Genomic DNA, 26,945 nt, shown 5'->3' with positions numbered 1-26,945 from the left:
AGTGAGTTGATTTAACATGTTTTTATCTAAACGGATCAAAAAGAAAATTATCGTAAATGCCTATCTTTGTAAGGTTTTCGGTGTGATAAACAAAGAAGATTATCGATCAATCATTAACAAGACCCAGTCAAATCACAACCAAAAAATTCAATAGTGAAAGTGAGGGGCCATAATCAGCTATAGGTGGATGTATATTTTTTTACCCTTAAATTTTCCCTTGGTCAACATTTATTCTTAAGGGAAATATTAATTTGCGAAGAGGAAGGGGAGGAGTAAAACATGCATTTGTCCAAAGTGTTAAAGCCGTTGTCTGACTGTTCAACCGGGGAACTCTTTGTTATCCAAGAGTTAAAGCTAGAAGGGGTTATGAGAAGAAGATTATTGGATTTAGGTTTTGTAAAAGGTGCAGAGGTATCGGTGCTTCAAAGAAGTCCATTAGGAGATCCTACGGCCTTTCGGGTTAGTGACACAACTGTAGCGCTTCGGCATGAGGAAAGTTCAAAAATTCTGGGTGAAGTATTAGGAGGTGCCTAAGTGAACGTAAAGAAAATTGCTCTTGCAGGTAACCCAAATACGGGAAAAAGTACATTATTTAACACCTTAACAGGATTAAAACAGCATACAGGTAATTGGCCAGGTAAGACAGTCGTTCATGCAGAAGGAAACGTTCAGTATCAAGGACAAGAGTATCTGCTTATCGATTTACCCGGAACATATTCGTTGTTCTCTAACTCAACTGATGAAGAAGTAGCAAGGGACTATATTGTGTTTGAACAGCCAGATGCTACATTGGTAGTCGTAGATGGTACATCAATGGAACGAAATCTTAATCTAGCCCTCCAAGTTTTAGAGATGACAGATAAGGTAATTATTTGTATTAATCTCATTGATGAAGCAGAGAAAAAAGGGATTGTGATAGATGAAGGTAAACTATCGTCTAAGCTCGGTGTCCCTGTTGTAAAGATATCGGCACGAAATAAACAAGGAATCGATACTTTACTTGATACAATAGCAAGGCTGCTGAGGGGCGATATCCAAACAAAGCCCTATCGAATGACCTATCAGCCGGAAATTGAAGAACAAATAAAAAAGTTGGAATCCAGGGTTAGAGAGTTGATTGGTCATGATTATCCATCAAGGTGGATGGCACTGAGACTGTTAGATGGAGATGATGCGTTATTAAAGAAGCTCCACGAGCAAATACAGATGAAAGGAAGAGAGGTGAAGTCATATGAATTCGGAAACGCCATTAATTCGTAAATCATTAGAGAGTTTAATCAATGAGGGAAAATCAACTATAAAAACAGATATCAGGGATGATATTGTCAGCAGTATTTATGCTGCAAGTAAATCGTTATGTAAGGAAGCAGTAAGTTATCAGAAGGGAAAGGCCAACCGCTCGGATGCCTTGGATGCAATCTTTACTTCACGAATCTTAGGTTTTCCGATTATGCTGCTCATGCTTGGGGTCGTATTTTACATTACCATTGCGGGGGCAAATGTACCTTCTTCGATGATTGCCGAGGGCTTCGGCTGGGCAGAAGGAAAACTAACAGCGGGCTTTCAGGCCATCCATGCACCAGAATGGCTGCATGGAATACTGATTCTTGGGTTGTTTAGAGGAACAGGCTGGGTAATAAGCGTCATGCTGCCGCCAATGGCCATCTTTTTCCCGATTTTTGCCTTATTAGAGAATTATGGATACTTGCCAAGGGTGGCCTTTAACATGGACCGTTTATTTAAACGGACTGGCGGGCATGGAAAGCAATCACTCACTATGGCAATGGGGTTTGGCTGTAACGCAGCAGCGATTATGTCGACAAGAATTATCGAATCACCAAGAGAGAGGATGCTGGCGATATTAACCAATAACTTTGTCCCATGTAATGGAAGATGGCCAACGTTGATTTTATTAGCATCGCTTTTCATGACAGCTGGTTTTGCTGGTGCAGCAGGTACATTAGCAACAGCAGGTATATTAATGGGGTTTGTCCTTTTTGGAATAGTTGTTACTTTAACGGTTTCCTGGGTACTTTCTAAAACGGCTTTAAAAGGGGTTCCCTCGCATTACACACTGGAGCTTCCTCCCTTCAGAAGGCCAAAGATTATCAATACCATCGTAAGAGCAAGTATTGATAAAGCTTGGAATGTTTTAAAAAGAGCCGTTATCGTAGCGGCACCGGCATCGATTATCACATGGATTTTGGCTAATGTGTTTATTGGCGATACAAGTATCTTAATGTATTTTATTAACTTCCTCGATCCATTTGGAAAGGCTTTGGGAATGGATGGATTTATCATGGCTGCCTTTATCCTGGGGCTGCCTGCCAACGAAATTGTCGTCCCAATCCTGATCATGGCCTATTTATCTCAAGGGGCCATGCTGGAAATTGAGGATTTAGGCAAGTTAAAGCAAGTGTTTATCGACCATGGCTGGACCTGGTTAACGGCTTTAAATATGATGTTGTTTTCGTTATTGCACTATCCGTGCGGAACAACACTATTTAATATTTATAAAGAAACCAAAAGTAAAAAATGGACCTTTATGTCCTTTGCGATTCCAACAGTGATCGCCATCGGTGTCACATTCCTTACAGCTACTGTTGCTAGATTATTTGGCTGGGTTTAGGAAACGAACCATCTATATTATATTTTTGAAAGCTGCCACCCTTTTGGCAGCTTTCGCCCATTTTTAAGGGTAGTGATTTTGATTTTTATTATCAATTAGGAGGGAGCAATATGAATTCAGTAGCAAAAACTTCCACTAATCAAGTGGTACAGACGATAGATAAGGAAAGCAGGATGAAAGGCAAGGTTAAAGAGCATGGAGAATTAATTGCGGCAATCCTAAGCGGTCTCCTGATTTTGGGCGGTTGGATGTTAAGCAAGGCAGATATGAATGCGGCTTCCATCACTCTATATGTCTTAGCGTTTTGTATTGGAGGGTTTGCGAAAGCAAAGGAAGGCTTGGAGGAGACCATTAAGGAGAAAAAATTAAATGTTGAATTGCTCATGATCATCGCCGCGGTAGGATCAGCCGTCATAGGATATTGGACGGAAGGGGCCATGCTGATTTTTATTTTTGCGCTTAGCGGGGCGTTGGAAACGTATACGATGAATAGAAGTAACAAAGAAATATCATCTTTAATGGAACTGCAGCCAGAAGAAGCCATGCTCGTATCAAATGGAGAACAAAGAAAAGTGAATGTTTCTGAGTTGCAGATTGGTCATGTCATCTTCGTAAAACCGGGTGAACGAGTTCCTGCTGACGGAATGGTGGTTAAGGGTGAAAGTACCATTGATGAATCTGCCATTACGGGAGAATCTATGCCCATCCAAAAAAATATAGGAGATGAAGTTTTTGCTGGTACTGTAAATATCACTGGGTCAATGTCCATTCAAGTAACGAAGCTGAGTGCTGACACGATTTTTCAAAAAATTATTAATCTCGTCCAAATGGCGCAAAGTGAAAAGTCGCCTTCACAACTGTTTATTGAAAGATTTGAAGGCACATATGTAAAAGTGGTGTTAACCGTGGTCGTGCTTATGATGATTTTACCTCACTTTTTATTCAACTGGTCGTGGCAGGAAACTTTTTATCGGGCAATGGTCCTTTTGGTTGTGGCTTCACCTTGTGCACTAGTAGCCTCTATTATGCCAGCAACCCTTTCAGCTATATCAAATGGTGCCCGAAATGGAATATTATTTAAGGGGGGAGTCCACCTGGAAAGTTTAGGTTCCCTAAAAGCTATTGCTTTTGATAAAACAGGGACGATTACAAGAGGAACACCTGAAGTCACTGATTTTTTTACTGAGGAAGAAAATGAAACTGAAATCAAACAAATGACAGCCTCCATTGAAAGCCATTCAAACCACCCACTTGCCAAAGCAATCGTTCGTCATGTTGTAAAAAATAATATGGACTTGGTTGAAATAGAAGGGATAAAAGATGTCTCAGGCTTCGGCATTGAAGCGAAGATAAAAGGCGATACATGGAAAATAGGGAAAGCTGATTTTGTAAATTTATCACAGGATTCGACACTATTTGGGGTACCTCTTGATGACTTCACGGAACAAGGGAAAACGATGGTTTATATTCAAAAAAATGAGAAGGTAGTTGGTTTGGTTGCATTAAAAGATATTCTTCGTACTGACGCCAAGAAAGCATTACAAGATATACATGATCTTGATTTGGCGACGGTCATGATTACGGGGGATAACGAAAAAACAGCGACAGCCATCGCTAAAGAAATCAAGTTAAGCGACTATATCTCAGATTGCCTGCCTGAAAACAAGGTTGAAAAGGTAAAAGCATTGAAGGAGAAATACAAAGTGGTAGCAATGGTCGGAGATGGTGTGAATGATGCACCTGCTTTAGCAACCGCAAATGTAGGGATAGCCATGGGAGAAGGGACAGATGTAGCATTAGAAACAGCAGATGTTGTTCTGATGAAGAACGAACTGCTAAAGATTCCACAAGCGATTCAACTATCAAAGAAAATGAACAGAATCATTAAACAAAATATCTGTTTTTCAATAGTAGTGATCATGGTCTTAATATCCTCCAATTTTCTTCAGGTGTTAGATTTACCATTAGGAGTGATTGGGCATGAGGGGAGTACCATCTTAGTTATTTTAAATGGCTTAAGACTCTTGAAAAATTAGTTTGGAAGAAGCAGGGAACGGTTCTCTGCTTCTTCTCAACAAATTTTATTTTCATCGATTGTTATGATTATTTTTTTAAAAAATGAACCCCATCATTCGTGTCGATACTCTCTTGCTTTATCGAGATGGCGTAATCCAGTTTTCTTCCTTTAGGCGGGTGGATCCCAACAGTAATGTACCAATTCCACGTCTGCTCACCGCTTTTTTTGCCAATGACTCCACTTAAAGTAAAGCCTGGGGCAAGCAAGTCAGAAGGCAGATCTTTCACGTAATAAGTACAATTGGTTTTCAGTTCGCTCACAACTACGGTTGTCCCAATGATGGTGGTGACTTTAAAACGGCTTTCTACTTCTTCTGTACATTGGATAAATTCTTGATTGATTCGTTCCACATCTTTTTGGAAGTTCCAGTCAGCGTGATGAATCCGGGGGAAGTGGTGTAATACCAGGCGATATAGGACTTTTTCGCAAATTTTAAGATCTGGAAATGCTTCAGAAGTGTATGGCTCGACGGTCGAATACCATGAGGTGCCACTGCGCTTATCAAGCCAGCGAACAAACTTTTTCAATTGATCCAGGAAGTTTTCTACGGATTTTTGGTTTGGTGAGAATTTGATGTGATCAGGATAAAAGGAATAAATGAAGTCTTCCCAAAATGAGGCTTGGCATAGTTTCCATGAAGGGGGACAATCATCTTCCAAATAGTTAGCCATATACATTGACATGACACGGAGGAATTCATTGCGGTTTTTGTCAGAAGGTTTTTCTCGCTTGTAAGCAATAAAATCTTTGCCGTAGTATTCGAAGAGCCCGCGATAACGCATTTGAAACTGTGAGCTAATGGCTAAATCCATCAGTATTTGTTGCCGCTCTTCAGGATTCGCAAAATGGTGGACGCGCATCCTTACTTCAGGTCCGTTCTTACTTCGAATATCCCTTATTTTCATTTTCTTTGACATAAAAAGAATCAACTCACTTTCAAATTTTTTTTAAAAAAATAAATGGAGTTAGAGTGGGGAATCATGGATGTGATATCGCTATCATATCTCATTCTTAGTGTCGAAATATGATGGAAATTTGTACATTTTGTGAATTAGTGGAGGAAATGAGAAATTCAAAAGTGGGGGCAATATGAAAGAAAGTCACTGCCCTGAATTTCCGGCAGTGACTTAAAATGTATAGCAGATGACACGTTACCCGTGAATTACCTACCTGGTCGACACAATGGATTGCCTTTTATACAACAAAGAACCTATGATAAAGGCAATGCCGCCCCAAAGGAGCATGTTCCCAAATCCAATCCAAAATGGGGTTGCCAGAATAGAAGTATGATAGACCATACTGTCTCTTAGGCCGTCTGCAAAATAGGTGAGAGGGAGAATGTTTGACACGGGTTGCAGCCATTCGGGCATGGTTTCAACTGGGAAGAATATGCCGCTTAGAAACATCATCAGGAAGCTGACAATGTTTGCTGCCCCCATGTAGGCCTCATTCGTATTGCTAAAAGAAGAAATGAAATAGCCAATTCCATTGAAGGCGAGGGCACCGATTAAGAAGACCAGCAGTAGACTGGGAAAGTTTATAAATAAATTAGCACCAAATACGAAGACCCCAATTAATGATAAGAGAATGATTTGAATGGTGCTAAATAACAGGCGCATCACCATATCGCTAAGCCCAAAGATCCCCATTTTTGCCGGAGTCATCCGCAGCCTTTTGATTAACCCTTTTCGGCGCATATCGACCAAGTCCACCATGCCGAATAAGCCGCCTTGGGCAATCGATAACGCAATCATCCCCGTTAAGAGAAAATCCCTATACTCCAATTCCGAACTGCCGGAAGAAACGGTTTCAAATTGCTGCTGGAAGGTTGGGGTTGCGCCAACCGCCTGCAGGTTTGCCTGCTGAATGAATTGACTTAGGACACCCGCAACGACTTGGGTCGATACACTTTGTTCATTTTCTTTGTTGACGATCAGTTTAATCGATGTGGCCTGTGCCGATTCCGGCAAAACGATGGCAGCATCGACTTCCTTCTCTTTGACTAAAACTTTTGCTTTCTCTTCGCTAACAGGATCAGCAACTTCAATAATAGGGATCTGCTGCAATTGGCTCGCCATCATCGCAGACGTTTCGTTTGCAGATCCATTTACAATGACAACCTTCGTGCTAAAATCATCATTTGAACCGCCGCCAAATATTGTCATGAAGATGACCATTAAAATAACCGGAAAAAAGATCCCCCAAAACCACGCTTGTTTTTCCCGTAACGTTAACTTTAACTGAGCAAGGAACATTTGTTTAAATTGTTTAAGATTATTCATCTTAATCCCTCCACTCTTTGCCGGTATACGCAATAAACACATCCTCAAGACTCATTTCCCGAATCGAAACCTGTTCAACTTGATAGTCCTTGTCTTTTGTGAATTTAAAAAGGTCAAACAGTAAATCCTCGGGTTTAATCGTCCATAGCTTTAGGGAGGCACCTTCACGTTCTGTCCGGGTCACGGAATCAAGGGCATTTGCAAAATGCTCCGCATCTTGGGAGGCCTTTTCTCCACCAAGGAAGGATAAGCGGACTTCGCGTTCATTTGTTAATTTTTCAATTAAGGCGGAAGGTGAATCCAAGGTCACGACCAACCCTTGGTCAACGATGCACACCCGGTCGCTTAGTTTTTCAGCTTCTTCCATGTAATGAGTGGTGAGAATGGTCGTTTTCCCCAATTTCTTAAGCTCAAGGATAATCTCCCAAACATTGCGCCGTGCCTGAGGATCGAGTCCGGTTGTCGGTTCATCCAGAAAGACAATGTCAGGGTCACTAATCATCGCTAGCCCGATTGCAAGTCGTTGGCGCTGGCCGCCAGATAATTTCTTGACTTGGTTTTTTCGATGCTCGGTCAGATTGACCAATTGGAGAATTTCTTCCGTTGGCCGGGCCTTTTCGTAAAAGGTGGCAAACAGATTCAAATTTTCTTCCGGGGTCAATAAATCAAACATCGCACTAGATTGCGGCTGCACGCCAATCTTTCTTTTAATCGTTACTGCGTGTTTGTTCCAGTTGTATTCGCCAAACTGGATTTCTCCATGGTCGGGCGGAACCAAGCCTTCAATCATCTCAAGTATGGTTGTTTTTCCTGCGCCATTTGGTCCGATGATGGTAAAAATCTCCCCCTCACTTACAGAAAAGCTAATATCTTTTACAGCTTGAATAGACCCGAACGATTTTTTCAAATTCCGGACTTCTAAAATATTCATCACTACATCACCTTTCCTTGGAAACGAACCTTTTGATGCAAAAGCCCCTAATGCAAAAAATGAATACCAAATTATACCTATGTTGTGATATAGGAAAGCATTCCCAAATTTTGGGGAACTAAGCAGATTCACTGGAAGAAGAATTGCCTAGAAAATAATAGCCTGGAAGGTTCAGAAGTAGCACTCATAATTAATGAGTGCTTATTTGTTGATGTGTACAGGCAACGGCCTATACAAGCACGTCATTTTACTCATATTTTGAAGAGAACGAAAAAATTCAACTAGGAGGAACAATATGTTTAGTTTAACCGGGCAAGAGGTTAGTCATTTTCTTTTTGCTATGGGCTGCTTATTAGCCTGTGCCCATCTATTAGGCTTTTTAGCAGAGAAAATCTTTATCCCGCGTGTTATTGGGGAAGTTGCAGCAGGATTGGTGTTAGGCCCAACATTATTGGGACATTTTTTTCCAGAAGCGTTCAAGTGGCTATTTTTAGGATTTGAATCAGAACCCAAACTATTTGCGCTTTTGTACCAGCTTGGTTTGTTGCTGTTAATGTTTAGCAGTGGATTAAAATTTCAGACTCATTTCAGTAAAGAAGATGCCAAAATCACTTCTGCTCTGGTTATTGGCGCAACAATACCGGCGTTTGTAGTTGGATGGCTTGCCGCAGGAATGTTTAATATTGCCCCCTATTTTGGAACGGCCAACAGTCCGATTGCATTCAAGATTGTCATTGCCATTGCTATAGCGATTACTTCGATTCCTGTCATATCGAAAATTTTCAATGACCTGGGAATCATGCACACACGTTTTGCAAAAATTGTCATTGCCTGTGCTGGAATTCATGACATTTTACTATGGGTTGCTTTAGGGTTAGCCACTGCCATTGCAAGTCAAACGGGCGTTCTAACAGTGGGGTCTGCAGTTCAGAGCGTGGGCATCAGTTTAGCGTTTATCGCGGGCACACTTCTGTTAGGCTACCTTTTGTTCAATAAATTAACCATCATAAAACAAAATTTGCTATTCCGGTCGTCAAATTTGGGGTATTTTTTGTTTATCATGTTTATGCTCGCGTCCCTAGCCGGGAACTTACATGTAGAAACCATATTTGGTGCCTTATTGGCTGGAATTGTCGCCAAGCTTGCGTTGCCAAAGGCTGTGTCTGAACGGGTCGAACAAGGGGTAAGTAATATTTCTTTTTCATGGTTTATTCCCATCTACTTTGCAACGGTTGGCTTGCAATTAGACTTAGTTAGACACTTTAATCCATTATTTTTCCTGGGATTCCTGTTATTCGCAACCCTTACTCAAACCATAGCGGTATATGTTACATCTCGCATGATTAAACTTGATCCGCTAACTAGTTTTAATCTTGGCATCGCCATCAATGATCGGGGAGGACCGGGCATTGTTTTGTCATCGGTTGCTTATGCAAGCGGCATCATTAACCAAGAGTTTTTCGCCGTCCTTGTCATGTTAGCTTTAGTGACTTCTTGGATACCAGGAACTTGGTTACGGATTGTAATCAATAAGGGTTTGAGATTAATGCCGGGTGATGAAAATATGAGTCCTATAAAAAGAGAGGATATTGTGGATACCAAAATAATCAACTAATGTGTATGATTCATAAAGTAAAATGGAATTTAGCGGGTCCGTTTTGATGATGATCTATCATTGAGACGGACTTTTTCTTATTGTATAGCCTTGCAGCAACTATAAAATCTACAAATACAAAAACTTATCCTTTCTAAGATAGTTACTTAAATAATATCGATATATAGGCATGTGTCTAGTAATGGTAAAAAAAATAACCCCCGAAAATGGGGGTTAAAAAGCTAGAACCCATAGGGCCCAGTCGGACAACAAGGATTAACCGGTACTCCACACATTGTATGTGTTTCGCAGCATTCATTCACACATGACTCGGTATGCGGGAAATAGTGCTGATGATTAACATGAAGCTTGTTGACTGTAGTAGTGTGGGAAGGATGCAGATGTGTAACGACTTTATTAAATAAATTTGTTTTTACGTACTGTTGCCCCGGTGATACTAGTGGCGGATCATATTCAGCTGGGAAGCATTGAGGCGGACAGTACACTGGACATGGTGGTGGTGGACAGTACTCAGGACATGGCTCTGGCGGGCAGTATGGTGCTGGGAATGCTTGAATCGGTGCCATCTGCATTGGCATTATATTTGGAACCATATTCGGAAGCATATTTGGTGCTACGTTTGGCAAGGCATTCGGCATGATATTTGGCATTCCACTTTGTCTATACATCATTAAATTACCTCCATAGGAATTTGTCTTGTTACATCAATAGTCTATGTGGAATTTTGTTTGTGCGGACTAGTTAAATACCTAATTTAAGAATAAATTTCGATGCACACTACGAAGACATTGGAATAGAAAAGGCCAGTATGAACTGATCATGATGGCCTATTTATATTAAAAAGCTTCATATTTTTTGAAATATAGTGTAAAAAATATGTAAAGTTTTATAAAACAAGACGCCGATCGGTGAGTTTTTATTTCATGTGATTTTCAACGATTGTACATAATTTCGTTTAATTGCACATAACAATAATTAGACGAAAGGAGAGATTGATGATGGCTCGAGTCCCAATCCCCGCTCAGTTTAATATTAATATTCATATTATCAAAGTGAATTCATTTGAAAATGCCTCTGCCATAAATGTCGGCAACAATTTATTAGCTGAATGGCATAATTCTGATAAGAAAAATATGGGACTAGGACAGAATATGGGGGATGGAAGTTGTTTTTTAGGAACGAGAAGTATGGTAGACGACCGCGATCTAATCGACTCAGCTTCATCCTTTGAATCCGAATGGGTTCCCATACCTGATCTCGTTGATAAAGGGGATGATTAAGCCATGTTTTTTAAACCGATTGATATAAAAATTGACGATTTAAAGGTGAACAACCTCGACCATTTGGGGTCAATTTCCTTTGGAACCACCGTGAAAGTCGGGAGAAATGTGAGTGCCAAAAAAACGCAAGGTTTCGGACAGCAACATGCTGACTCTTGCCTTCGAGCTTATAATTCACATTATGTGATCGACAATGATACGGTGGATCAATATTCAGTAAAATCTGGGAAGTAAACGATTTTTCACGCTATATCCATCATTTGGGGAGGCGGGCATATGTATTTTGGACCGGTCAATATTAATCTTTTATCCTTTAAAATTAATGCCATCGACCATTCAGCAGTCGTCAATTTTGGACCAAGTAAACATATTGATGTTTTTGTTTCCTACAAACGAAGCCAGGGCATTGGTGAACAAAATGGAGACTTATCTCCAATTCTATTAACTTACTCTAACGTAATTGACAATGATCTAAGTGATAGCCCAACTGCTAAATACAGCATCATTTAACGGATAAAATTTTCTTTTGTTAAACGGTAGAAAGTTACAAAAATCACAAAATCAAAGGGAGTGGTAAAATGGTCTTTTTTACACCCTTAGCGGTAAATCTACTTGGTTTTAAAGTGAATTCCTTGGATAACGGGGCTGTGATAAATGTCGGGTCACTGCTTTCCGTAGATGAATTTCTATCTTATAAGCGAAACCAAGCCGTTGGAGAACAAAACGGGGATTTTTCTCCAATAAACATTCCAATTTCCAGTGTCATCGACCCGGATATTTCCGACAGTGCATCAGCCAAAAACAGCTTGGTATAAAGCAGTAATTGAGAACTGGGGTAACCAGTTCTTTATTTGTGTTTAAAGATCCTCTTTGCTTCATGGTAGTATACTGATGATTTGGTAGACATAGTTCGGGTGGATACTGTGGCACTTTCCTTTCTTTTCTATTCCTATCTCCCCACACCTTGTTGGAGACAACGGTCATTATTAATAAAATTGATGACGATTTCTTCCTTATTAACTACTCTCTAATTTCACTTTTGGCAATAATTCGTATTGGAAAAAACAACTCCCCGATCGCATATAGCTATAACGCCCCCCAAAAAATCGTTGCCGTCGAATTCAATGCTTAGAGACTGGCTCGCAAGACTTTCCGGATTTCACAATTAAGTAAGTCTGTTCAATTTGTAAGGGGTCAAGCTGCACGTAGGATTCATAGCATACCTTTTACATCGTTCTTGAAAGGCTGGAGATAATACCTATTAGTAGATATCGGTTTTTATTTATACTACACTGAGATAGTAAATTCTTTGTCGAAAAAAGGAATCGTTCCGATCTCCTTTAATGGAGGATTGGACATTTACTTTCATGAAGAAGGGAGCATTCGATGAAAAAAATATCAAACGTTTATTGGATTTCCATTGCGATTGTCCTCGCTGCAGTCGTATTTGGCGTGACGGCGCCCAAAAGTTTTGAAGAAGCAACAGGAAACCTGCAGGAGTTTCTTACAAACGCCTTTGGGTGGTATTATTTAATATTGGTTTCAATCATTGTCATATTTTGTATTTTTCTTATTTTTAGTCCTGTTGGGGCGATTAGATTAGGGAAGTCCGGTGATAGGCCAGAGTTTTCAAATGTATCATGGTTTGCGATGTTATTTAGTGCAGGTATGGGTATTGGTCTTGTATTTTGGGGAGCCGCGGAACCACTTTCTCACTTTGTTCATCCTCCATTAGCAGAGGGTGGAACCCCTGCTGCTCAGAAGGAAGCAATGAGATTCACATTCTTCCACTGGGGAATTCATGCGTGGGCGATATACGCAATTGTTGCCCTGGCGTTAGCTTATTATCAATTTCGCAGAGATGAACCAGGCCTCATTTCAGTTACACTAAAGCCCGTACTAGGAAAAAGAATGGAAGGACCTCTAGGAACAGCTGTAGATGTATTGGCAGTTTTTGCTACAGTAATTGGGGTTGCGACAACTTTAGGTTTTGGTGCAGCACAAATTAATGGGGGGTTATCCTTTTTATTTGGAATACCAAATAATTTCACCATTCAGTTGATCATTGTTGCTGTGGTTACAATTCTTTTTATGATATCTGCATGGACTGGATTAGGAAAAGGAATCAAATATTTAAGTAACGCGAATATGCTTTTGGCGATTGCCTTATTTATATTAATGTTTGTTACAGGACCCACCATTCTAATATTAAACATGTTTACAGATACAATCGGTGGATATATTCAAAATATTGTTCAAATGAGTTTCAGAATAGCTCCTCTTAATGAAGAACATCGCTCTTGGATTAATGGGTGGACCATCTTTTATTGGGCATGGTGGATTTCATGGTCCCCATTTGTTGGCATCTTTATTGCACGTGTATCAAGGGGCAGGACCATTCGTGAATTTATCATTGGTGTTTTATTGCTTCCGACCCTTGTGAGCTTTTTGTGGTTTGCCGTGTTTGGTACTTCAGGGATAGATGTTCAGAATGCCGGCAATGTAGATTTAACGAAATTCGCCAATGAGGAAGTCTTATTTGCCATCTTTAATGAATTCCCGTGGTCGACTGTTCTTTCAGCAATAGCCATCGCGCTTGTCTGTACATTCTTTATCACTTCGGCCGACTCAGCAACATTCGTCCTTGGAATGCAAACTACATATGGGTCACTAACACCGCCCAATTCTGTAAAATTATCTTGGGGTATTGCCCAGTCTGCTGTGGCATTAATTCTTTTATATAGTGGTGGATTACAAGCACTTCAAAATGCATTAATTGCTGCAGCATTCCCATTCTCATTTATCATTGTATTAATGATGGTTTCACTTTACCGCTCATTAACAAAGGAAAAAAAGGAACTTGGGTTATATTTCAAACCAAAATCAGGTAAAAATAATGCCTAAAGAAAATACCGGAGAGATGTTTTTTCTGCATAATATTGCATTTTATAGCACAAACTAACTCTTGATGGAGGTGTTTGTGCATAATCAAAGTCAAAATCATCGTAAGTTTATCTATCTTTTTACTTTTATTTTCAGCAGCTTGGTTATGGCAGCAAAACAATAATCCAGAATACAGTGATTATAAAGTGGAATCTCCTCCTAATAACTTGAACAGGGTTCCATTAAGTATTCAAAATAATACGTTGAATACGTATGTAAACTCCCAGGGATTAACTGCCAAACCGAAATTACATAAACCATTTAAGCCAAGGGAATATGTTCGAATTGAAAAATAATAAAAAAAGTGTTCCAAGTTCATTCTTGGAACACTTTTTTCACTCCTATTTTTATTCCACAGATGATTTTTTCATCCTTTTTTTATTATATTCCTTTAAATCGTCTCTAATACTTTTATCCCAAAGTGGTACGCTCGTATTATAGGCTGCTCTGTTAATTAAATGTCCGGAAATGGGAGAGGTCATAAAGAGAAAGACAATTCCTAATAAAATACGGGAATTTACATGTCCTTCAAGGGCATAAAAATAGATAAAAGTTCCCAGTAGAATAAACATGACTCCTAATGTTGCCGCTTTCGATGCTGCATGGTTTCTTGTATACACGTCCGGGAGTCTGATGACGCCAAATGTAGCAATCAGACATAACAGGGCACCAGCAAGAATAAAAAAACCAATAAGAAAATTAACGAGTACGCTCACGTTCAATAATAACCCCCTTTTCCAAATACTTGGCAAATGCAATCGTTCCTATAAAAGCAAGAATCCCCAGTAGAAGGATAATTTCAAGAAATGATTTAGATTTTATTACAATCGAGATAAGAGCCGTAATGGCCAAAAGATTCACTCCGATTGCATCTAAAGCAATGACCCGGTCTGGTACGGTAGGACCCTTAATAACCCGGTATATAAGTCCGAGCATCGACAGGGAGCAGCATAGTAAAGCAATTCGTATGACAATGTCAAGCATTACCTGCTCACCTCCAAAATAGCTTTCTCAAACGTATTTTTAATACTGTTGATTTCCTCTTCTACTTCCCCAATGTCCATCGCATGAACAAATAAGATTTTATTGTCTTCTGAAACGTCGATGACTAACGTGCCTGGCGTTAAGGTAATCAAACTGGATAATAGGGTGATTTGCCAATCCTTAGTTAAATCGGTTTGTAAGGCGAAGATGCCAGGACGCATATCTAATTTTGGTTTTAACACGATTTTGACAATCGCGATATTAGATAGAATAAGTTCTCTTAAAAAGATAAAGGAAAGCTTGATAAAGGACCAAATTCTAAAAAGGTAAAAGCGGCTTTTAAAAAAACGTCTAAGAACGAATATGATAAGCAGCCCGAATAAATAACCTTTCACAAAGCTATTGGGATCAAAAGAAACTTTAATAAACATCCATAAATAGGCCAGGACCATATTTAATAAAATTTGAAATGCCATTCTAATCACTCCTTTAAGACAGCTTTAATGTATATATCAGGATTTAATAATGTATCAGCTGCCTGGGAAATATAAGGCAAAAAAGCTTCAGAATTAATCCCAAAAAGGGCAGAAATCGCAACTAAAATGACTGGGGAGACAAGAAGCCATTTTATAGGTGCTTTTACTTCGCCTTTATCAGCTGGTTGTTGCCCCCAAAAACCGTTTATAAATATTTTCATAATAGAAAACAATACAAGCAAACTAGACATTAAGACGATTGCCGCACCCAAAAAGCTCTGTTCTTCAAATCCTCCTTTTACAATGAGTAGTTTACCAACGAATCCGCTTAAAGGAGGAATCCCGGCAAGTGCTAAAGCGGCAACAAAGAAGGTCCAGGCAAGAACGGGGTATCTCCGAATTAGACCACTGAAATGATTCAAATTAGATGTTCCTGTTATCGAGATCATAATGCCAACCAGTAGAAACAATGCTGCTTTAATGATCATGTCATGGACCAAATAGTACACGGATCCAGTTAACGAATCAGGACTCATGACAGACACGCCATAAAGAATCACACCAACGGCTACAATGATATTATAAATAACGATTTTCTTAATGTCCCAATAGGCTATGGCCCCAATGACTCCAACTACAATCGAGAGAATCGCTAAAATGGATAAGAGTTGGAAAGTAAACTCTTGATCATGATAAAAAAACAGTGTATACGTTCTAGTGATGGAATAAACCCCGACTTTTGTTAATAATGCGCCGAAAAGAGCCAATACAGGTGCTGGTGGTGCATAATAAGAGCCTGGCATCCAAAAGAAGAGCGGGAAAATCGCCCCTTTTAAGCCAAAGACAATTAAAAACATCACGGCAATGACGGTTATAATACCAGGCATTCCGTTACCGCTTAATTCGTCAATTCGTTCTGAAATATGGGCCATATTTAGTGTGCCGACAACAGAATATAAATAGGCAACCGCAATGACAAATAGAGCAGACGAAATCACATTTACTAGTAAATATTTGATGGATTCCCTTAATTGAATCTTTGTTCCACCCAGTACCAACAGGACATATGAGGACATGAGCATGACTTCAAAAAAGACAAAAAGATTAAAGATATCCCCCGTCGTAAAGGCGCCGTTGACCCCGACTAATAAAAAGAAAAAAACGGGGTAATAGTAATGTTTTTCACGTTGATCTCCAATCGATTTAAAGGAGTAAAGCAGACAAACAAACGCAATGATGTTTGTCGTGAATACCAATAAGGCAGAGAACATATCGGAAACTAATGTAATACCGAATGGAGCATCCCAGCTTCCCATATTAAGAGCTTGCACCCCATCAGCATGAACTTTCTTAATGATGAAGAAAGAGGCCGTCATGGCTGCAATGGATGAGAAAACAGCGACAATGCGCTGAGCCATAATGCTTTTATTCAGGCAAATTAATACCGCCCCTGTTAACAGAGGGATTAAAATGGGTAAAATAATTAAATTAGTCATTTGGTTCTGTTCCTTTCATGTCTTCCACATTATCCGTACCCAGTTCCTGGTAGGACCTGTAAGCTAAAACTAAGAAAAAGGCTGTTACGCCAAAGCTAATTACGATTGCCGTTAAAATTAAGGCCTGTGGCAGCGGATCTGTGTAGTGTTCTGCATGTTCTCCAAGTAAAGGTGCGGAACCTCTTTTTAACCCGCCCATTGTCAAAATGAGAAGATGTGCGCCGTGACTCAATAAACCTGTCCCGATAATGATCCGCAATAAACTTTTTGACAGCATTAAATAGGTGGCTGACATAAATAAAATGCCAATGACAAATGCCATTAATATTTCCATTATTCATCCTCTCCAATCGTTAGAATAATGGTCATCGTCACACCGACAACAACAAAATAAACGCCTAAGTCAAAGAGTGTAGCTGTATGAAGAGATATGTCTCCTAGAACAGGCAGGTCGACATGTGTGAACACATGTGTTAAAAATGGAACATCAAAGAAAAGAGCGCCTGCACTTGTTCCAATGGCAAATAATAACCCGATCGCCGTGATGATTCGATAGTTAACAGGCAAAATCTGCTGCACCGTTTTAATATCATAGGTAATTAATAAGAGCACAATCGCTCCTGCTGTCATTAATCCGCCAATAAAGCCTCCGCCCGGATAATAGTGGCCGGCCGTAAAAATATAGACTGAAAAGAGGACGATGAAAAAAAGCAACAAGGTTATTGCTGATTCGAGAATAATATTGTTTGTCTTTTTCAACTTTCTTTCCTCCTGTTCAATCTTAATTTAATCATTCCATAAATACCCAATGAGGCAATAGCAAGTACAGTAATTTCAAAAAGGGTATCGAAGCCGCGAAAGTCTACCAGAATGACGTTGACCATATTTTGTCCGGCTGCTTTTTCGTACGTATTTTCCACATAGTATTTCGAGATCGCCTCAAACAGTTTATTGCCGTGGGCGGAAAGAGCGATTGCGGTGACAACTGCACCTACTCCAACCGAAATAAGGGCATTTGTGAGTTTAAATCTCATCCGCGTTTCATATCGCTGTAATTTTGGCAAGTGGTAGAAACAGACTAAAAACAGAGCAACTGAAATCGTTTCAATCACCAGCTGGGTTAAAGCCAAATCCGGTGCTCTAAAGAGGACGTAGAACAGTGAAACGGTATATCCTACAGCACCTAGCAGAATAATGGAAGTCATTCTAGATTTGATAAATAAAATGCTGATTGAGCCGACCACTACAAATATGGCGAGTACCCATTCATAAATCCCAATAGAAGAGACATTGCCTGTATCAAGTTTAAAGGCATCCTTCCAAAAGAGTGTGACTGTTAAGCTGAAAATAAAGAAAGCCAATATATAGACGAGATAGGAGTGGATGGAACCGGTCATATATTTGTTTGTGACTTTATAAGAACCAGACTGAGACCATTCCAAAAGGCGATCGTAAAAACGGAACAGAGACAGCTTTTCCGGAACGAGATCGTACATCCTTTTCCATTTCGGCAAGGTTTTATAAAGGGTGATTCCTAATAAGATGACACCCAATGTCATAAAGAGTTCAATCGTAAAGCCGTGCCAGAATGATATGTGAACCACAAATTCTCCGCCTGCATTTAACAGACTTGGAAGAATCGCAGCCATAGCCGGTGAAATCAGACTTTCCGATAACAGGTTTGGAAAAAAGCCAAAAATGACGACAAGCGATATAAGAATGACAGGAGGTATTAACATGCCTAAAGGCGCTTCATGCGGCTTCTTGTCCAGCTTTTCAGGCTGATATTTTCCTGTAAATGTTTTGAAAACCAAAATCATACTATAAATAAACGTGAAGACACTAGCAACCCACGCAATAACAGGAAATAAAATTCCCAAGGTTTCAAGGTTGAAAATATCCATTTGCGTTACTCTAACCATGGCTGTAAAGAACATCTCTTTGCTAAGGAACCCATTAAATGGAGGAAGGCCTGCCATGGAGAAAGCTCCTATAATGGAAATCGTAAAAGTAATCGGCATAAATGGCATAAGACCGCCCAGTTTCCGAATATCTCTGGTTCCGGTTTCGTGATCGACAATTCCGGCAGCCATGAACAAGCTCCCTTTGAATGTTGCATGATTAATTAAATGGAAAATGGCGGCTGTAATAGCAACTGTAAAAATATTTTCACTTAGCGCTTCGTAGTGAAGAGCCGCAGAGCCGACGCCGAGCAAAGACATAATCAGTCCAAGCTGACTCACTGTTGAAAAAGCAAGAATGCCCTTTAAATCTGTTTGCCTGATGGCGAACACGGATCCCCAAATTAACGTAATAATCCCCACTCCTGCAACCAGCCAAAACCAGACACTTGATGCTCCAAACACTGGAGTTAATCGTGCAACTAAATAAATACCAGCCTTAACCATTGTGGCTGAATGTAAATAAGCACTTACAGGTGTAGGTGCTTCCATGGCATCTGGAAGCCAAATATAGAAAGGAAACTGAGCTGATTTGGTAAATGCGCCAAGCAAAACGCAAATCAATGCAGGTAAAAATAATGAGTGATGAAATATGTCACCAGATTGAGCAACGATTTCGGTAATACTAAATGTACCTGTCATGATGTATAAAAGGATGATTCCACCTAGCATCGCCAGACCGCCGAACACGGTAATCAACATGGATTTCTGTGCACCATACCGTGATTTCTCACGTTCATGCCAGTAGCCGATTAATAGAAAGGAAGAGAAGCTTGTTAACTCCCAGAAGGCATACATGACAATCAAGTTATCCGATAAAACAACACCAAGCATAGCCCCCATAAAAAGCAATAGATAGACATAGAAGGTATTGAGCCTTTCTTTTTCCTTCGCTAAGTAATAAATCGAATAAAAAACGACTAAAGCTCCGATTCCGGTGATCAAAAGGGCAAATAAAAGGCCGAGACCATCCACTTTAGCTGTGAAATTTACCCCTAAAGAAGGAATCCAATTGAATGTTTCCGTCACCGTCTGACGATTTGTTATTTTGGGAATGGTGGAAAGAAAATAGATAAACAAAAGAATAGGCAGTGGAAGAACAAACCATCCAGTATGAATGCGAATAAACTTTTTATAGAAAATGGGTATAAATACAGAAAATAACAGCGGCGAAATAATCGCCAAATGCAGATATGACAATACAAAATCCTCCTTATGCTATAACAAAGTTATCATCATTCAGAATTAAACTTGTTAAACTTAATCAAAAAAATAGTTTCGAAATTAATTTGTTATCAAGATCACGCTACCCCCATTTTTTATCATTTGTGTTAAATCTTAAAAAAATGCAAAAAGAGTCCGTCATCAAAGGGCATAAGTATCCCTTTGGTGACAGACTCCTCCGTAAACATTTATTTAATATTGAAAAAATAATAACATTTTTCCAGCAAAAATTCAAGACCATAGACATAAGTGGACTGTGCAGATTTTTTCAATCTGTTCTGTTCCAAATTTTTTATGGATGGAAAATAAAAATCTAAAAGTTTCATGGTAAGGTAATGGGCTATTTTGACAGGTTGACAGAAATTTACCGACTTCAATGGGAGTTTTTTATTGATTACTGGTATATACATATTGGCTTTATTTTAATGGGTTTGGGGGATCATTTTAGCTTGGGTATTGAAGAAAAAGACAAGAGGGGATTTTTCGTTATTACAAGAGGGCCATAGATGCGTATTCCTTCTATAAAATATAGAAAATGCCATTGTCACTACCTGTAATTTATGGATATACGGGTAGTGACACCAGGCACTTTTTTTATGCCTTTACGGTCTGTTTTTTTACAGGGATGTAGATGTCAATTTGTTTGTTCTCTGAACCGTAACATCTTTCATCATATAGTTCAAATTCAATGGAACCATGATGTTCATAACCCGATTGTGGGAACCATTCTGTAAAAATATATTTCCATGTGGACTGAATGGATGCGACAAACGATCCTTCATCTGACTTTGGTGTAGTGAACACCGCATATTCCAGTTCTGGGAAATCTCTGTAAACCATTCCATCAGCCGCTTGCGTTCCCTCTTCCACTTCCATTCCAATTACATAAACGAACTCTCCTGTTTCAGGATTAAAATCGGTGCAAATGCCGAGTTCCACATTAGGGTGTAGAGGATTTGGAATGTTACAGCCCAAATTATTTCTCATGTACTGCTCCCAAAATTCAGGAATGTCTTTATTGTTCTGACCGTATTCATTTTTTGTTTTTAGTTCGTATCCAATGATGTGAAAAGCAGGTTTCGTGACTAATTTTGGTTCCATTTTATGTCCTCCTGAAAAGAGATTTGTATTAAGATAGGCTTTTCCTCGTAAGGGTCCGGATATTCTCTTTACATGGCGATATTGCCTCGGTGAAACGCTATAATGCTTTTTGAACGCCCGGTTGAAAGCATGTAATCAAGCGTTCGCTGTATACAAACCAAATAATCCATTCCCGTTCACCTACCTACATCCACTATAACAGCAAACATGGAATAGTAGCTGTTGTAAAAGATTTGATAAATTTGAATATTTATTGTTACTTTTTTTATGTCCATTCGTTTTATTAGGGAAGGGAGGAGCAGATGGAAGAGAATCTTGATGACATTTATAATATCTATTTTCATGAAATTTATCGCTTTCTCCTTTCTCTTTGTCATGACCACCATATGGCCGAGGACCTAGTTCAAGAAACTTTTCTCCGTGCCTATCTTTACATTGAGGATTACAGCGGGGAAAGGGTAAAAACATGGTTATTCACAGTCGCGCATCATGCATTTATTGATCACTATCGTAAGCATAAAAGAACGGTGATAAAGGAACAAAGCTTTTTCTTATCCTTTTTGGATAAAAGGAAAGCACCAGCGGATACGATTGTAATACAAGAAGAAGTTCAAGAAATTATCAACATGTTAAAAGACTTACCGGAAAAACACAAATTTGCGGTGCTTTTACATGATTTTCACGGCTTATCATACACTGAGGCAGCACATGTGATGAACGTGAAGCAAACTCATTTTAAAGTATTATTATTCCGTGGCAGACAGGCGATAAGACGCGGGAAGGGTGGAGAAAAGTGAGCAATGAATTTAAAAGAAAACTGGAAGCATACGAAAAAGGGGAACTATCGGATAGCGAATTAGAAGATTTCGAAAAGGAATTGGAAAAACTAGAAAAATATCAGGAGTTTCTTGAAGAAAATAACACTGAGCAGATGAAAGATTTTAATATTAATGAAAAAAGACAACAAAAAATATTAAAACGAAGTAAATGGAAAGCCAGAATGCAAACTGCCTTTTTTGCTCTAGGAGTGGTTCTTGTATTTACCTTTGTTTCATCTATACTCACTGCTGTTTACTATTCATGGGGGAAACCAGATCGTGTAGATGTGTTCAGGAACATAATCGATTATACGCTAACCGTAACGGACCCATATGGGTATTTAGGTAGAACGAGTACGAATTCAAGTCCCTATTTCAGTTTGAACGCAAGGAGGGATTTATTTAAAAAGGTTGGAGATGAAACGATAAAGGTTGGAGAATTAAAAAATAAATTTATTTTCTCCATGATGTCTTATCCGGAGAGCATATACTTTGGGAAATCATCAGAAGCCCAACCAACCTTTTCATATCCTAAGGTTGGAGAACACCATATGATGTCAGATTGGAATAGGTTGGAGAAACTTTCTGAAGGAACTGTCGTTTCAGCCTTTGTATCATTTGCAGATTTAATCGAAACGAAAAAGGTTTTTCAGCTATTCGAAGGAAAAGAGATGGATGTAATTTGGTTTGCCGTTGACACTGGTTTCGAGGGAAAGCATGAGGGAGTTATTGATGAACCCATTGGATTCCCAAGTTTTCCAATTTGGCATGATGATGATATGATTCTAGATTCAAGAGAGGTTAAGAAAGGGCTTTTCGGCAGCAGGATCATCTCCGAGGGACATTCTTCTCCTGAATATAATGTGGGTGACCAAAAAGTTCTCCACAAACAATTCCTGAAAACTTTATCCTTTTTAAAGGATCATGAACGGAAAGCGAACAACCTTTACTTCGGGAAACTAGACCTTTCAGAACGAATTGATTTCCTTGAAAGGAATGGCATTAAGCATTATGGCGTTGTTATAACAGGACCTACAAAGGAAATCTTGAAGCTGCGGGAAGAACCATGGGTTGGAGAATTAAAAGTTGATGAGGTCAGTTTTTGGAATTGGGATAGGTGATAAATTCTTATTTCAATTATTAGGCCAATCATAGTAGTTACAGAAATAATGAGAAAATTGACTGGTATGTTGTAATAATAGGTAATGGTGAGGGATGCCTATCTCCTTTGTAATTGTTTAATGCATTCTTTAGAGAACAAGAACCAGAGGTATAATAGCTGAATGAACTCCGGAATCCTCTGAAATTGTAATAAAAGTATTCTTATAACTCATTCATTCCAAGAAATAACAAGCCTACTATATCTTCGATTGAATATGACTTAATTAGTAATAACCGTTACAAATATTCTCAGGAAGATGTGCAATTTCAAACTTATTTGATTAAAAACAAAATGATATCCGATCAATTAGATGAAATACGAGAAGATTTGGATTTTGCAATCCGTTTGATAAAAAGGGCTTAAACATGATATAAGTGTAAAAGAACCAAGGATAATCTGGTTTTGAGTTTTGGGATAATAGGTAGACCATGTATCCCATAATGAAAGGATTTGAGTTACCATATGAAAGATAATTTTTGGCGTGAGTTACCACGACCTTTTTTTATACTGGCACCAATGGAAGATGTGACGGATGTTGTTTTTCGTCATGTCGTGAGTGAGGCAGCTAGACCGGATGTGTTTTTTACCGAGTTCACCAACAGTGAGAGTTATTGTCATCCGAATGGGATTCAGAGTGTGCGCGGTCGTTTGACTTATACCGAAGATGAACAGCCCATTGTCGCCCATATCTGGGGGGACAAGCCTGAATACTTTCGGCAAATGAGTATAGGTATGGCGGAACTTGGGTTTCGGGGCATCGATATCAATATGGGTTGTCCGGTACCGAATGTAGCAGGGCATGGGAAGGGGTGCGGCCTAATCCGCCGGCCTGAAGTGGCAGCGGAATTAATACAAGCCGCAAAAGCAGGAGGCTTGCCTGTAAGCGTAAAGACAAGGCTTGGCTACAAGGATATAGATGAATGGCATGATTGGCTGACACACATATTGAAACAAGACATTGCCAATCTTTCCATTCATCTTCGTACAAGAGAGGAAATGAGCAAAGTACCTGCTCATTGGGAGCTGATTCCGGAAATTAAGAAACTTCGTGACCAAGTGGCATCAGATACACTCTTGACGATCAATGGGGATATTCCTGACCGTCATACTGGCCTGAAGCTCGCCCATCAATATGATGTGGACGGGGTGATGATTGGGCGCGGAATTTTCCATAATCCCTTTGCCTTTGAAACAGAACCGAAAGAACATAGCAGTAAGGAATTGCTTGATCTCCTAAGGTTGCACCTGGACCTCCATGATCAATATTCATCATTAACGCGGCGTCCGTTCAAGGCGCTTCATCGATTTTTCAAGATATATGTCAAAGGATTTCGTGGGGCGAGTGAATTAAGAAATCAATTAATGAACACAGAGTCCACAGATGAAGTGCGCGAAATGCTTGATCACTTTATGTCTAAGAATTTTGATGGGGTGGAACAGTAGAAGTGTCCCCATTCAAGGTTAAAGCGAAACTGGCTGCCTAGTTAGATATGATGCAAGCAGTTAAAGAATAAACGTATGGTCCAGTTATATCATGACTGGGCTTTTTTACAAGTCTAGAAGAGAGGAAGAAACCTCAGATTTTCGTTTTTTATTTATTCACTTGTCATTTCTATAGCCCGTCCTCTCCACAAATTCCTTAAAATTGGTTACGGCAGGGGACATATAGGGCTTTAGCGAGCAGGAAGAAAAATGAAGATCGCTATGCAGTCGAAGAGTATAATTAATGTAGATTAATTAAAACAAGTGCCAGTCACTACCCGTAATTTGTCGTTTCATTTCGACATTATCAGGGCGTGTCTAGGCACTTTTTTTGCTTGCTTTAATATTCTCTTTTAATGACAAAATACGAGCCCCGAATGGTTCCAGCAAGTTTAGATTTCTGCCTGGCAAACTTGAACTTCCCTTCTAGCTCCTTTGGCACTTCCATACCATCAGAAAGCTTAAACCCAACGGCCCGCTTCTTTGGGTCATCAATCGTATACAAGACATTAACGGAAAGACCATCCTCATAAAAGACATAAGTCCAATCGATATTTTCCACTTGAAACCGTGATATTTCTAACGGTTTGGCAGCAAACTCAATGTCACGTTCTTCTTTCAAAATTCGGTTCACATAATGAAGGGTCTCTGTGGACTCGCTAGCTGGGACAACTGTAAATGCATGCTTATACTTGTTCATAAAGTACCGGGCTTCATTGGCACGTAAACCAGCAAGCGCTTCTGCTACCGGTGAAGACTCTAAACCAACCGTAGACACATTTTTGAAATCAACGATATAGGACATTTCCATTCCTCCATCTATCTCTTTATTTCCTTACAACCGGAATCCACATTTCACCAAATACTAAGCCGTTTCGCTGCCCCATCTCAACCGATGCATTTGGTCCGCCGACATAGGCAACATTATTTGCTTCCGGCAAGGCTTGACCGAACGCAATGCCGGCAAGCGTCATATGCAATTCATCAGCCGTCCTCGCTTCCCCTTTAACAACCAGGTATTCCCCCTTAGGAAATTGGATCAGTCTGTCTCCTTCTGGTATCGAGGCATCTGTCATGACGCCGGCATAATGCATCATCTTGTTATTGACCGCTTCGTTTACAGCAAAGATGTAATCATTTGTGGCGATTGCTTTTAAACTGTCAAGCCTTCCATCTTGTTTGACAGCCTCCCAAAAATCAGCCTTTTCCTTATTGATCCCTGCATAATCCGTGTAATGACTCTTAAGCTCAGTCCCAATCCCTAAAACGGTAAAGCTGTCTTTTTCTTCTAAAATATAATTGGCCATGTATAAAACCTTCCTTTTCGTCATTTTAATCAAGTTATTTGTTTTTTTACTTGATGAGTTTATAATAGCGTTAAACCATGTCAAAAAATGATACTGTTTAGGAGTTCCAATGAAAAAAGTTGAACGAATTAATACAATCATGCGGTATATAAATAACCGTTCCCACTTTACCATTTCTGAAATCATGCGCGAATTTAACGTCTCTCGTTCGACGGCTATCCGAGATATCAGAGAAATTGAGTCCATGGGAATGCCCCTTGTCGCTGAAGTTGGAAGGGATGGGGGTTATTTTGTTATGCAAAACTCTGTCCTGCCGGTTGTCCGCTTTACCGATAATGAGGTAAAAGCACTCTTTGTTGCCTTTATGGCCACAAGAAATCAACAGCTCCCTTACCTAAAAAGCCGCCAGTCACTAGCAGAAAAACTGCTTGGCCTCATCTCGGAAAACCAGCAGGATGACCTGGTTCATCTAAATGAAATCTTGCTTTTTGAAGGGACCAATCCCAATAATCCCGACCTGCTAGAGCTTTCGGACCTTCCGCAGCCCATGTTAGAAAGACTCATCCAGCTCCTCCTTGTGGATCAACATTTAATGATTACCATCGATGAAGCGAAGGGAAAAAAGGAATATCCCATTTACCTCTTGCATCTTTATCGTGAAAAAAGCTATTGGCTGATTGAAGGCTTTGATTTAAAGGAAGGAAAAAAGAAAATCTTTCATGTCGACCAACTCATTGATGTTAAACCCTACCAAAAGAAAAAAGAATTAAGCAAGAAAAAGATTCACGAAAAACTAATTGGGCAGGAAGAAGTCAACAACCTTGTCCTTGAACTTGGTCCAACGGCCATTGCCCAGTTTAAAAAATACCACCCTTTCAAAATTTCAATTTCTTATACGGATCCTTTCCAAAGCACAGCCATTCTAAAGACTTTTATTAATGTTCATTATTCCCACGAATTGGAAGAAATAACAAATTGGCTCCTGTTCCTAGGCAGGGACATCAAAGTCATAGAAATGCCAAAAGAAGTCTTAGAAAGTTTACAAGAGAGAATATCCATATTTTGCCCGTAAGCAATAATAAGTAGTGGAAATTTATTAGGAAAAAACTGTAAAATTATCAATAGATAAAAGCAGGAGGAGTTCCCGTAAGTGTAAAGACAAGACTTGGTGTCCGAA

At 39.5% G+C, this 26,945-nt stretch carries 30 protein-coding genes; 16 read left to right on the top strand and 14 right to left on the bottom strand.

Annotation, left to right across the window (positions count from 1 at the left end):
* Window positions 1–279 precede the first annotated feature (279 nt).
* The 4 genes from M3234_RS15945 (at window position 280) to M3234_RS15930 (ending at window position 4,665) form a co-directional block, all read left to right on the top strand.
* Window positions 280–534, top strand: a complete 255-nt coding sequence (locus M3234_RS15945) for a FeoA family protein (protein ID WP_262305680.1) — start codon at window positions 280–282, stop codon at window positions 532–534.
* Window positions 535–1,260, top strand: a complete 726-nt coding sequence (locus tag M3234_RS15940; RefSeq protein WP_262305679.1) for a FeoB small GTPase domain-containing protein — start codon at window positions 535–537, stop codon at window positions 1,258–1,260. It abuts the gene before it with no gap.
* A complete protein-coding gene (locus M3234_RS15935) occupies window positions 1,232–2,629 on the top strand; it encodes a nucleoside recognition domain-containing protein (RefSeq protein ID WP_262305678.1) in 1,398 nt (465 codons plus the stop codon). The genes M3234_RS15940 and M3234_RS15935 overlap by 29 nt, the downstream gene beginning before the upstream one ends.
* A 110-nt stretch (window positions 2,630–2,739) precedes the next feature.
* The gene (locus M3234_RS15930) at window positions 2,740–4,665 is read left to right on the top strand and encodes a heavy metal translocating P-type ATPase (protein ID WP_262305677.1); all 1,926 of its coding nucleotides are present in this window, start codon (window positions 2,740–2,742) and stop codon (window positions 4,663–4,665) included.
* A 67-nt stretch (window positions 4,666–4,732) separates the two neighbouring features.
* On the opposite strand, the gene M3234_RS15925 is transcribed toward M3234_RS15930, so the two are convergent.
* From M3234_RS15925 to M3234_RS15915, 3 genes are all read right to left on the bottom strand, one after another.
* Window positions 4,733–5,623 carry a hypothetical protein gene (locus M3234_RS15925; protein WP_262305676.1) on the bottom strand — a complete coding sequence of 297 codons (891 nt, stop codon included), beginning with the start codon at window positions 5,621–5,623 and terminating at the stop codon, window positions 4,733–4,735.
* Window positions 5,624–5,872: 249 nt separating this feature from the next.
* Complete coding sequence (locus M3234_RS15920) at window positions 5,873–6,988, bottom strand: ABC transporter permease (RefSeq protein WP_262305675.1); 1,116 nt, start codon at window positions 6,986–6,988, stop codon at window positions 5,873–5,875.
* 1 nt (window position 6,989) lies between these two features.
* A complete protein-coding gene (locus tag M3234_RS15915) occupies window positions 6,990–7,919 on the bottom strand; it encodes an ABC transporter ATP-binding protein (protein ID WP_262305674.1) in 930 nt (309 codons plus the stop codon).
* Window positions 7,920–8,214: 295 nt separating this feature from the next.
* On the opposite strand from M3234_RS15915, the gene M3234_RS15910 reads away from it, so the two are divergent.
* Entirely contained in the window at window positions 8,215–9,534 is a 1,320-nt protein-coding gene (locus M3234_RS15910) for a cation:proton antiporter (protein ID WP_262305673.1), read from the top strand.
* A gap of 221 nt (window positions 9,535–9,755) precedes the next feature.
* On the opposite strand, the gene M3234_RS15905 is transcribed toward M3234_RS15910, so the two are convergent.
* Window positions 9,756–10,205 carry a spore coat protein gene (locus tag M3234_RS15905; RefSeq protein ID WP_262305672.1) on the bottom strand — a complete coding sequence of 150 codons (450 nt, stop codon included), beginning with the start codon at window positions 10,203–10,205 and terminating at the stop codon, window positions 9,756–9,758.
* A gap of 327 nt (window positions 10,206–10,532) precedes the next feature.
* Between M3234_RS15905 and M3234_RS15900 the strand changes: the two genes are divergently transcribed.
* From M3234_RS15900 to M3234_RS15875, 6 genes are all read left to right on the top strand, one after another.
* Complete coding sequence (locus tag M3234_RS15900) at window positions 10,533–10,814, top strand: hypothetical protein (protein WP_262305713.1); 282 nt, start codon at window positions 10,533–10,535, stop codon at window positions 10,812–10,814.
* A gap of 3 nt (window positions 10,815–10,817) precedes the next feature.
* Window positions 10,818–11,048, top strand: a complete 231-nt coding sequence (locus M3234_RS15895; protein WP_262305671.1) for a hypothetical protein — start codon at window positions 10,818–10,820, stop codon at window positions 11,046–11,048.
* A 42-nt stretch (window positions 11,049–11,090) separates the two neighbouring features.
* Window positions 11,091–11,324, top strand: coding sequence for a hypothetical protein (locus M3234_RS15890; protein ID WP_262305670.1), 234 nt, complete (start codon window positions 11,091–11,093; stop codon window positions 11,322–11,324).
* 68 nt (window positions 11,325–11,392) lie between these two features.
* Window positions 11,393–11,629: a hypothetical protein gene (locus M3234_RS15885; protein ID WP_262305669.1), complete on the top strand. Its 237-nt coding sequence runs from the start codon at window positions 11,393–11,395 to the stop codon at window positions 11,627–11,629.
* A gap of 571 nt (window positions 11,630–12,200) precedes the next feature.
* Window positions 12,201–13,718 carry a glycine betaine uptake BCCT transporter gene (locus M3234_RS15880; RefSeq protein ID WP_262305668.1) on the top strand — a complete coding sequence of 506 codons (1,518 nt, stop codon included), beginning with the start codon at window positions 12,201–12,203 and terminating at the stop codon, window positions 13,716–13,718.
* A 74-nt stretch (window positions 13,719–13,792) separates the two neighbouring features.
* Window positions 13,793–14,053 (top strand): hypothetical protein, encoded by a 261-nt coding sequence (locus tag M3234_RS15875; RefSeq protein ID WP_262305667.1) that lies wholly within the window; start codon window positions 13,793–13,795, stop codon window positions 14,051–14,053.
* A 51-nt stretch (window positions 14,054–14,104) separates the two neighbouring features.
* On the opposite strand, the gene mnhG is transcribed toward M3234_RS15875, so the two are convergent.
* From mnhG to M3234_RS15835, 8 genes are all read right to left on the bottom strand, one after another.
* Window positions 14,105–14,473: a monovalent cation/H(+) antiporter subunit G gene (gene mnhG / locus M3234_RS15870; RefSeq protein WP_262305712.1), complete on the bottom strand. Its 369-nt coding sequence runs from the start codon at window positions 14,471–14,473 to the stop codon at window positions 14,105–14,107.
* Window positions 14,457–14,693, bottom strand: coding sequence for a Na(+)/H(+) antiporter subunit F1 (locus M3234_RS15865; protein ID WP_396953959.1), 237 nt, complete (start codon window positions 14,691–14,693; stop codon window positions 14,457–14,459). The genes mnhG and M3234_RS15865 overlap by 17 nt, the downstream gene beginning before the upstream one ends.
* Before the next feature lie 47 nt (window positions 14,694–14,740).
* A complete protein-coding gene (locus tag M3234_RS15860; protein WP_262305665.1) occupies window positions 14,741–15,217 on the bottom strand; it encodes a Na+/H+ antiporter subunit E in 477 nt (158 codons plus the stop codon).
* 5 nt (window positions 15,218–15,222) lie between these two features.
* Window positions 15,223–16,713: a Na+/H+ antiporter subunit D gene (locus tag M3234_RS15855; protein ID WP_262305664.1), complete on the bottom strand. Its 1,491-nt coding sequence runs from the start codon at window positions 16,711–16,713 to the stop codon at window positions 15,223–15,225.
* Window positions 16,706–17,047: a Na(+)/H(+) antiporter subunit C gene (locus M3234_RS15850; RefSeq protein WP_262305663.1), complete on the bottom strand. Its 342-nt coding sequence runs from the start codon at window positions 17,045–17,047 to the stop codon at window positions 16,706–16,708. The genes M3234_RS15855 and M3234_RS15850 overlap by 8 nt, the downstream gene beginning before the upstream one ends.
* On the bottom strand, window positions 17,047–17,472 hold the full coding sequence (locus tag M3234_RS15845) for a Na(+)/H(+) antiporter subunit B (protein WP_262305662.1): 426 nt from the start codon (window positions 17,470–17,472) through the stop codon (window positions 17,047–17,049). Before M3234_RS15845 ends, M3234_RS15850 begins: the two co-directional genes overlap by 1 nt.
* Complete coding sequence (locus M3234_RS15840; protein WP_262305661.1) at window positions 17,469–19,874, bottom strand: Na+/H+ antiporter subunit A; 2,406 nt, start codon at window positions 19,872–19,874, stop codon at window positions 17,469–17,471. The genes M3234_RS15845 and M3234_RS15840 overlap by 4 nt, the downstream gene beginning before the upstream one ends.
* A 618-nt stretch (window positions 19,875–20,492) precedes the next feature.
* Window positions 20,493–20,999 carry a GyrI-like domain-containing protein gene (locus M3234_RS15835; RefSeq protein WP_262305660.1) on the bottom strand — a complete coding sequence of 169 codons (507 nt, stop codon included), beginning with the start codon at window positions 20,997–20,999 and terminating at the stop codon, window positions 20,493–20,495.
* A 302-nt stretch (window positions 21,000–21,301) separates the two neighbouring features.
* Between M3234_RS15835 and M3234_RS15830 the strand changes: the two genes are divergently transcribed.
* The 4 genes from M3234_RS15830 (at window position 21,302) to M3234_RS15815 (ending at window position 24,422) form a co-directional block, all read left to right on the top strand.
* On the top strand, window positions 21,302–21,796 hold the full coding sequence (locus M3234_RS15830) for a sigma-70 family RNA polymerase sigma factor (RefSeq protein ID WP_262305659.1): 495 nt from the start codon (window positions 21,302–21,304) through the stop codon (window positions 21,794–21,796).
* The gene (locus M3234_RS15825; protein ID WP_262305658.1) at window positions 21,793–22,938 is read left to right on the top strand and encodes an anti-sigma factor; all 1,146 of its coding nucleotides are present in this window, start codon (window positions 21,793–21,795) and stop codon (window positions 22,936–22,938) included. Before M3234_RS15830 ends, M3234_RS15825 begins: the two co-directional genes overlap by 4 nt.
* Before the next feature lie 215 nt (window positions 22,939–23,153).
* On the top strand, window positions 23,154–23,342 hold the full coding sequence (locus M3234_RS15820; protein ID WP_311315661.1) for a DUF6157 family protein: 189 nt from the start codon (window positions 23,154–23,156) through the stop codon (window positions 23,340–23,342).
* Between the two features lie 99 nt (window positions 23,343–23,441).
* Window positions 23,442–24,422: a tRNA dihydrouridine synthase gene (locus tag M3234_RS15815; RefSeq protein WP_262305657.1), complete on the top strand. Its 981-nt coding sequence runs from the start codon at window positions 23,442–23,444 to the stop codon at window positions 24,420–24,422.
* Window positions 24,423–24,801: 379 nt separating this feature from the next.
* Here M3234_RS15815 and M3234_RS15810 read toward each other — a convergent pair whose 3' ends face one another.
* Both M3234_RS15810 and M3234_RS15805 read right to left on the bottom strand, forming a co-directional pair.
* Window positions 24,802–25,266 carry a phage tail protein gene (locus M3234_RS15810; protein ID WP_262305656.1) on the bottom strand — a complete coding sequence of 155 codons (465 nt, stop codon included), beginning with the start codon at window positions 25,264–25,266 and terminating at the stop codon, window positions 24,802–24,804.
* A 22-nt stretch (window positions 25,267–25,288) separates the two neighbouring features.
* The gene (locus tag M3234_RS15805; RefSeq protein ID WP_262305655.1) at window positions 25,289–25,768 is read right to left on the bottom strand and encodes a GyrI-like domain-containing protein; all 480 of its coding nucleotides are present in this window, start codon (window positions 25,766–25,768) and stop codon (window positions 25,289–25,291) included.
* A gap of 109 nt (window positions 25,769–25,877) precedes the next feature.
* Here M3234_RS15805 and M3234_RS15800 point away from each other — a divergent pair, with 109 nt between their 5' ends.
* Window positions 25,878–26,840: a helix-turn-helix transcriptional regulator gene (locus M3234_RS15800; protein ID WP_262305654.1), complete on the top strand. Its 963-nt coding sequence runs from the start codon at window positions 25,878–25,880 to the stop codon at window positions 26,838–26,840.
* The last annotated feature ends 105 nt before the right edge of the window (window positions 26,841–26,945 follow it).

The organism is Neobacillus niacini, from assembly GCF_023715785.1.
GTDB lineage: Bacteria > Bacillota > Bacilli > Bacillales > Cytobacillaceae > Neobacillus > Neobacillus niacini_E.
This window is presented reverse-complemented; position numbering and strand designations above follow the sequence as displayed.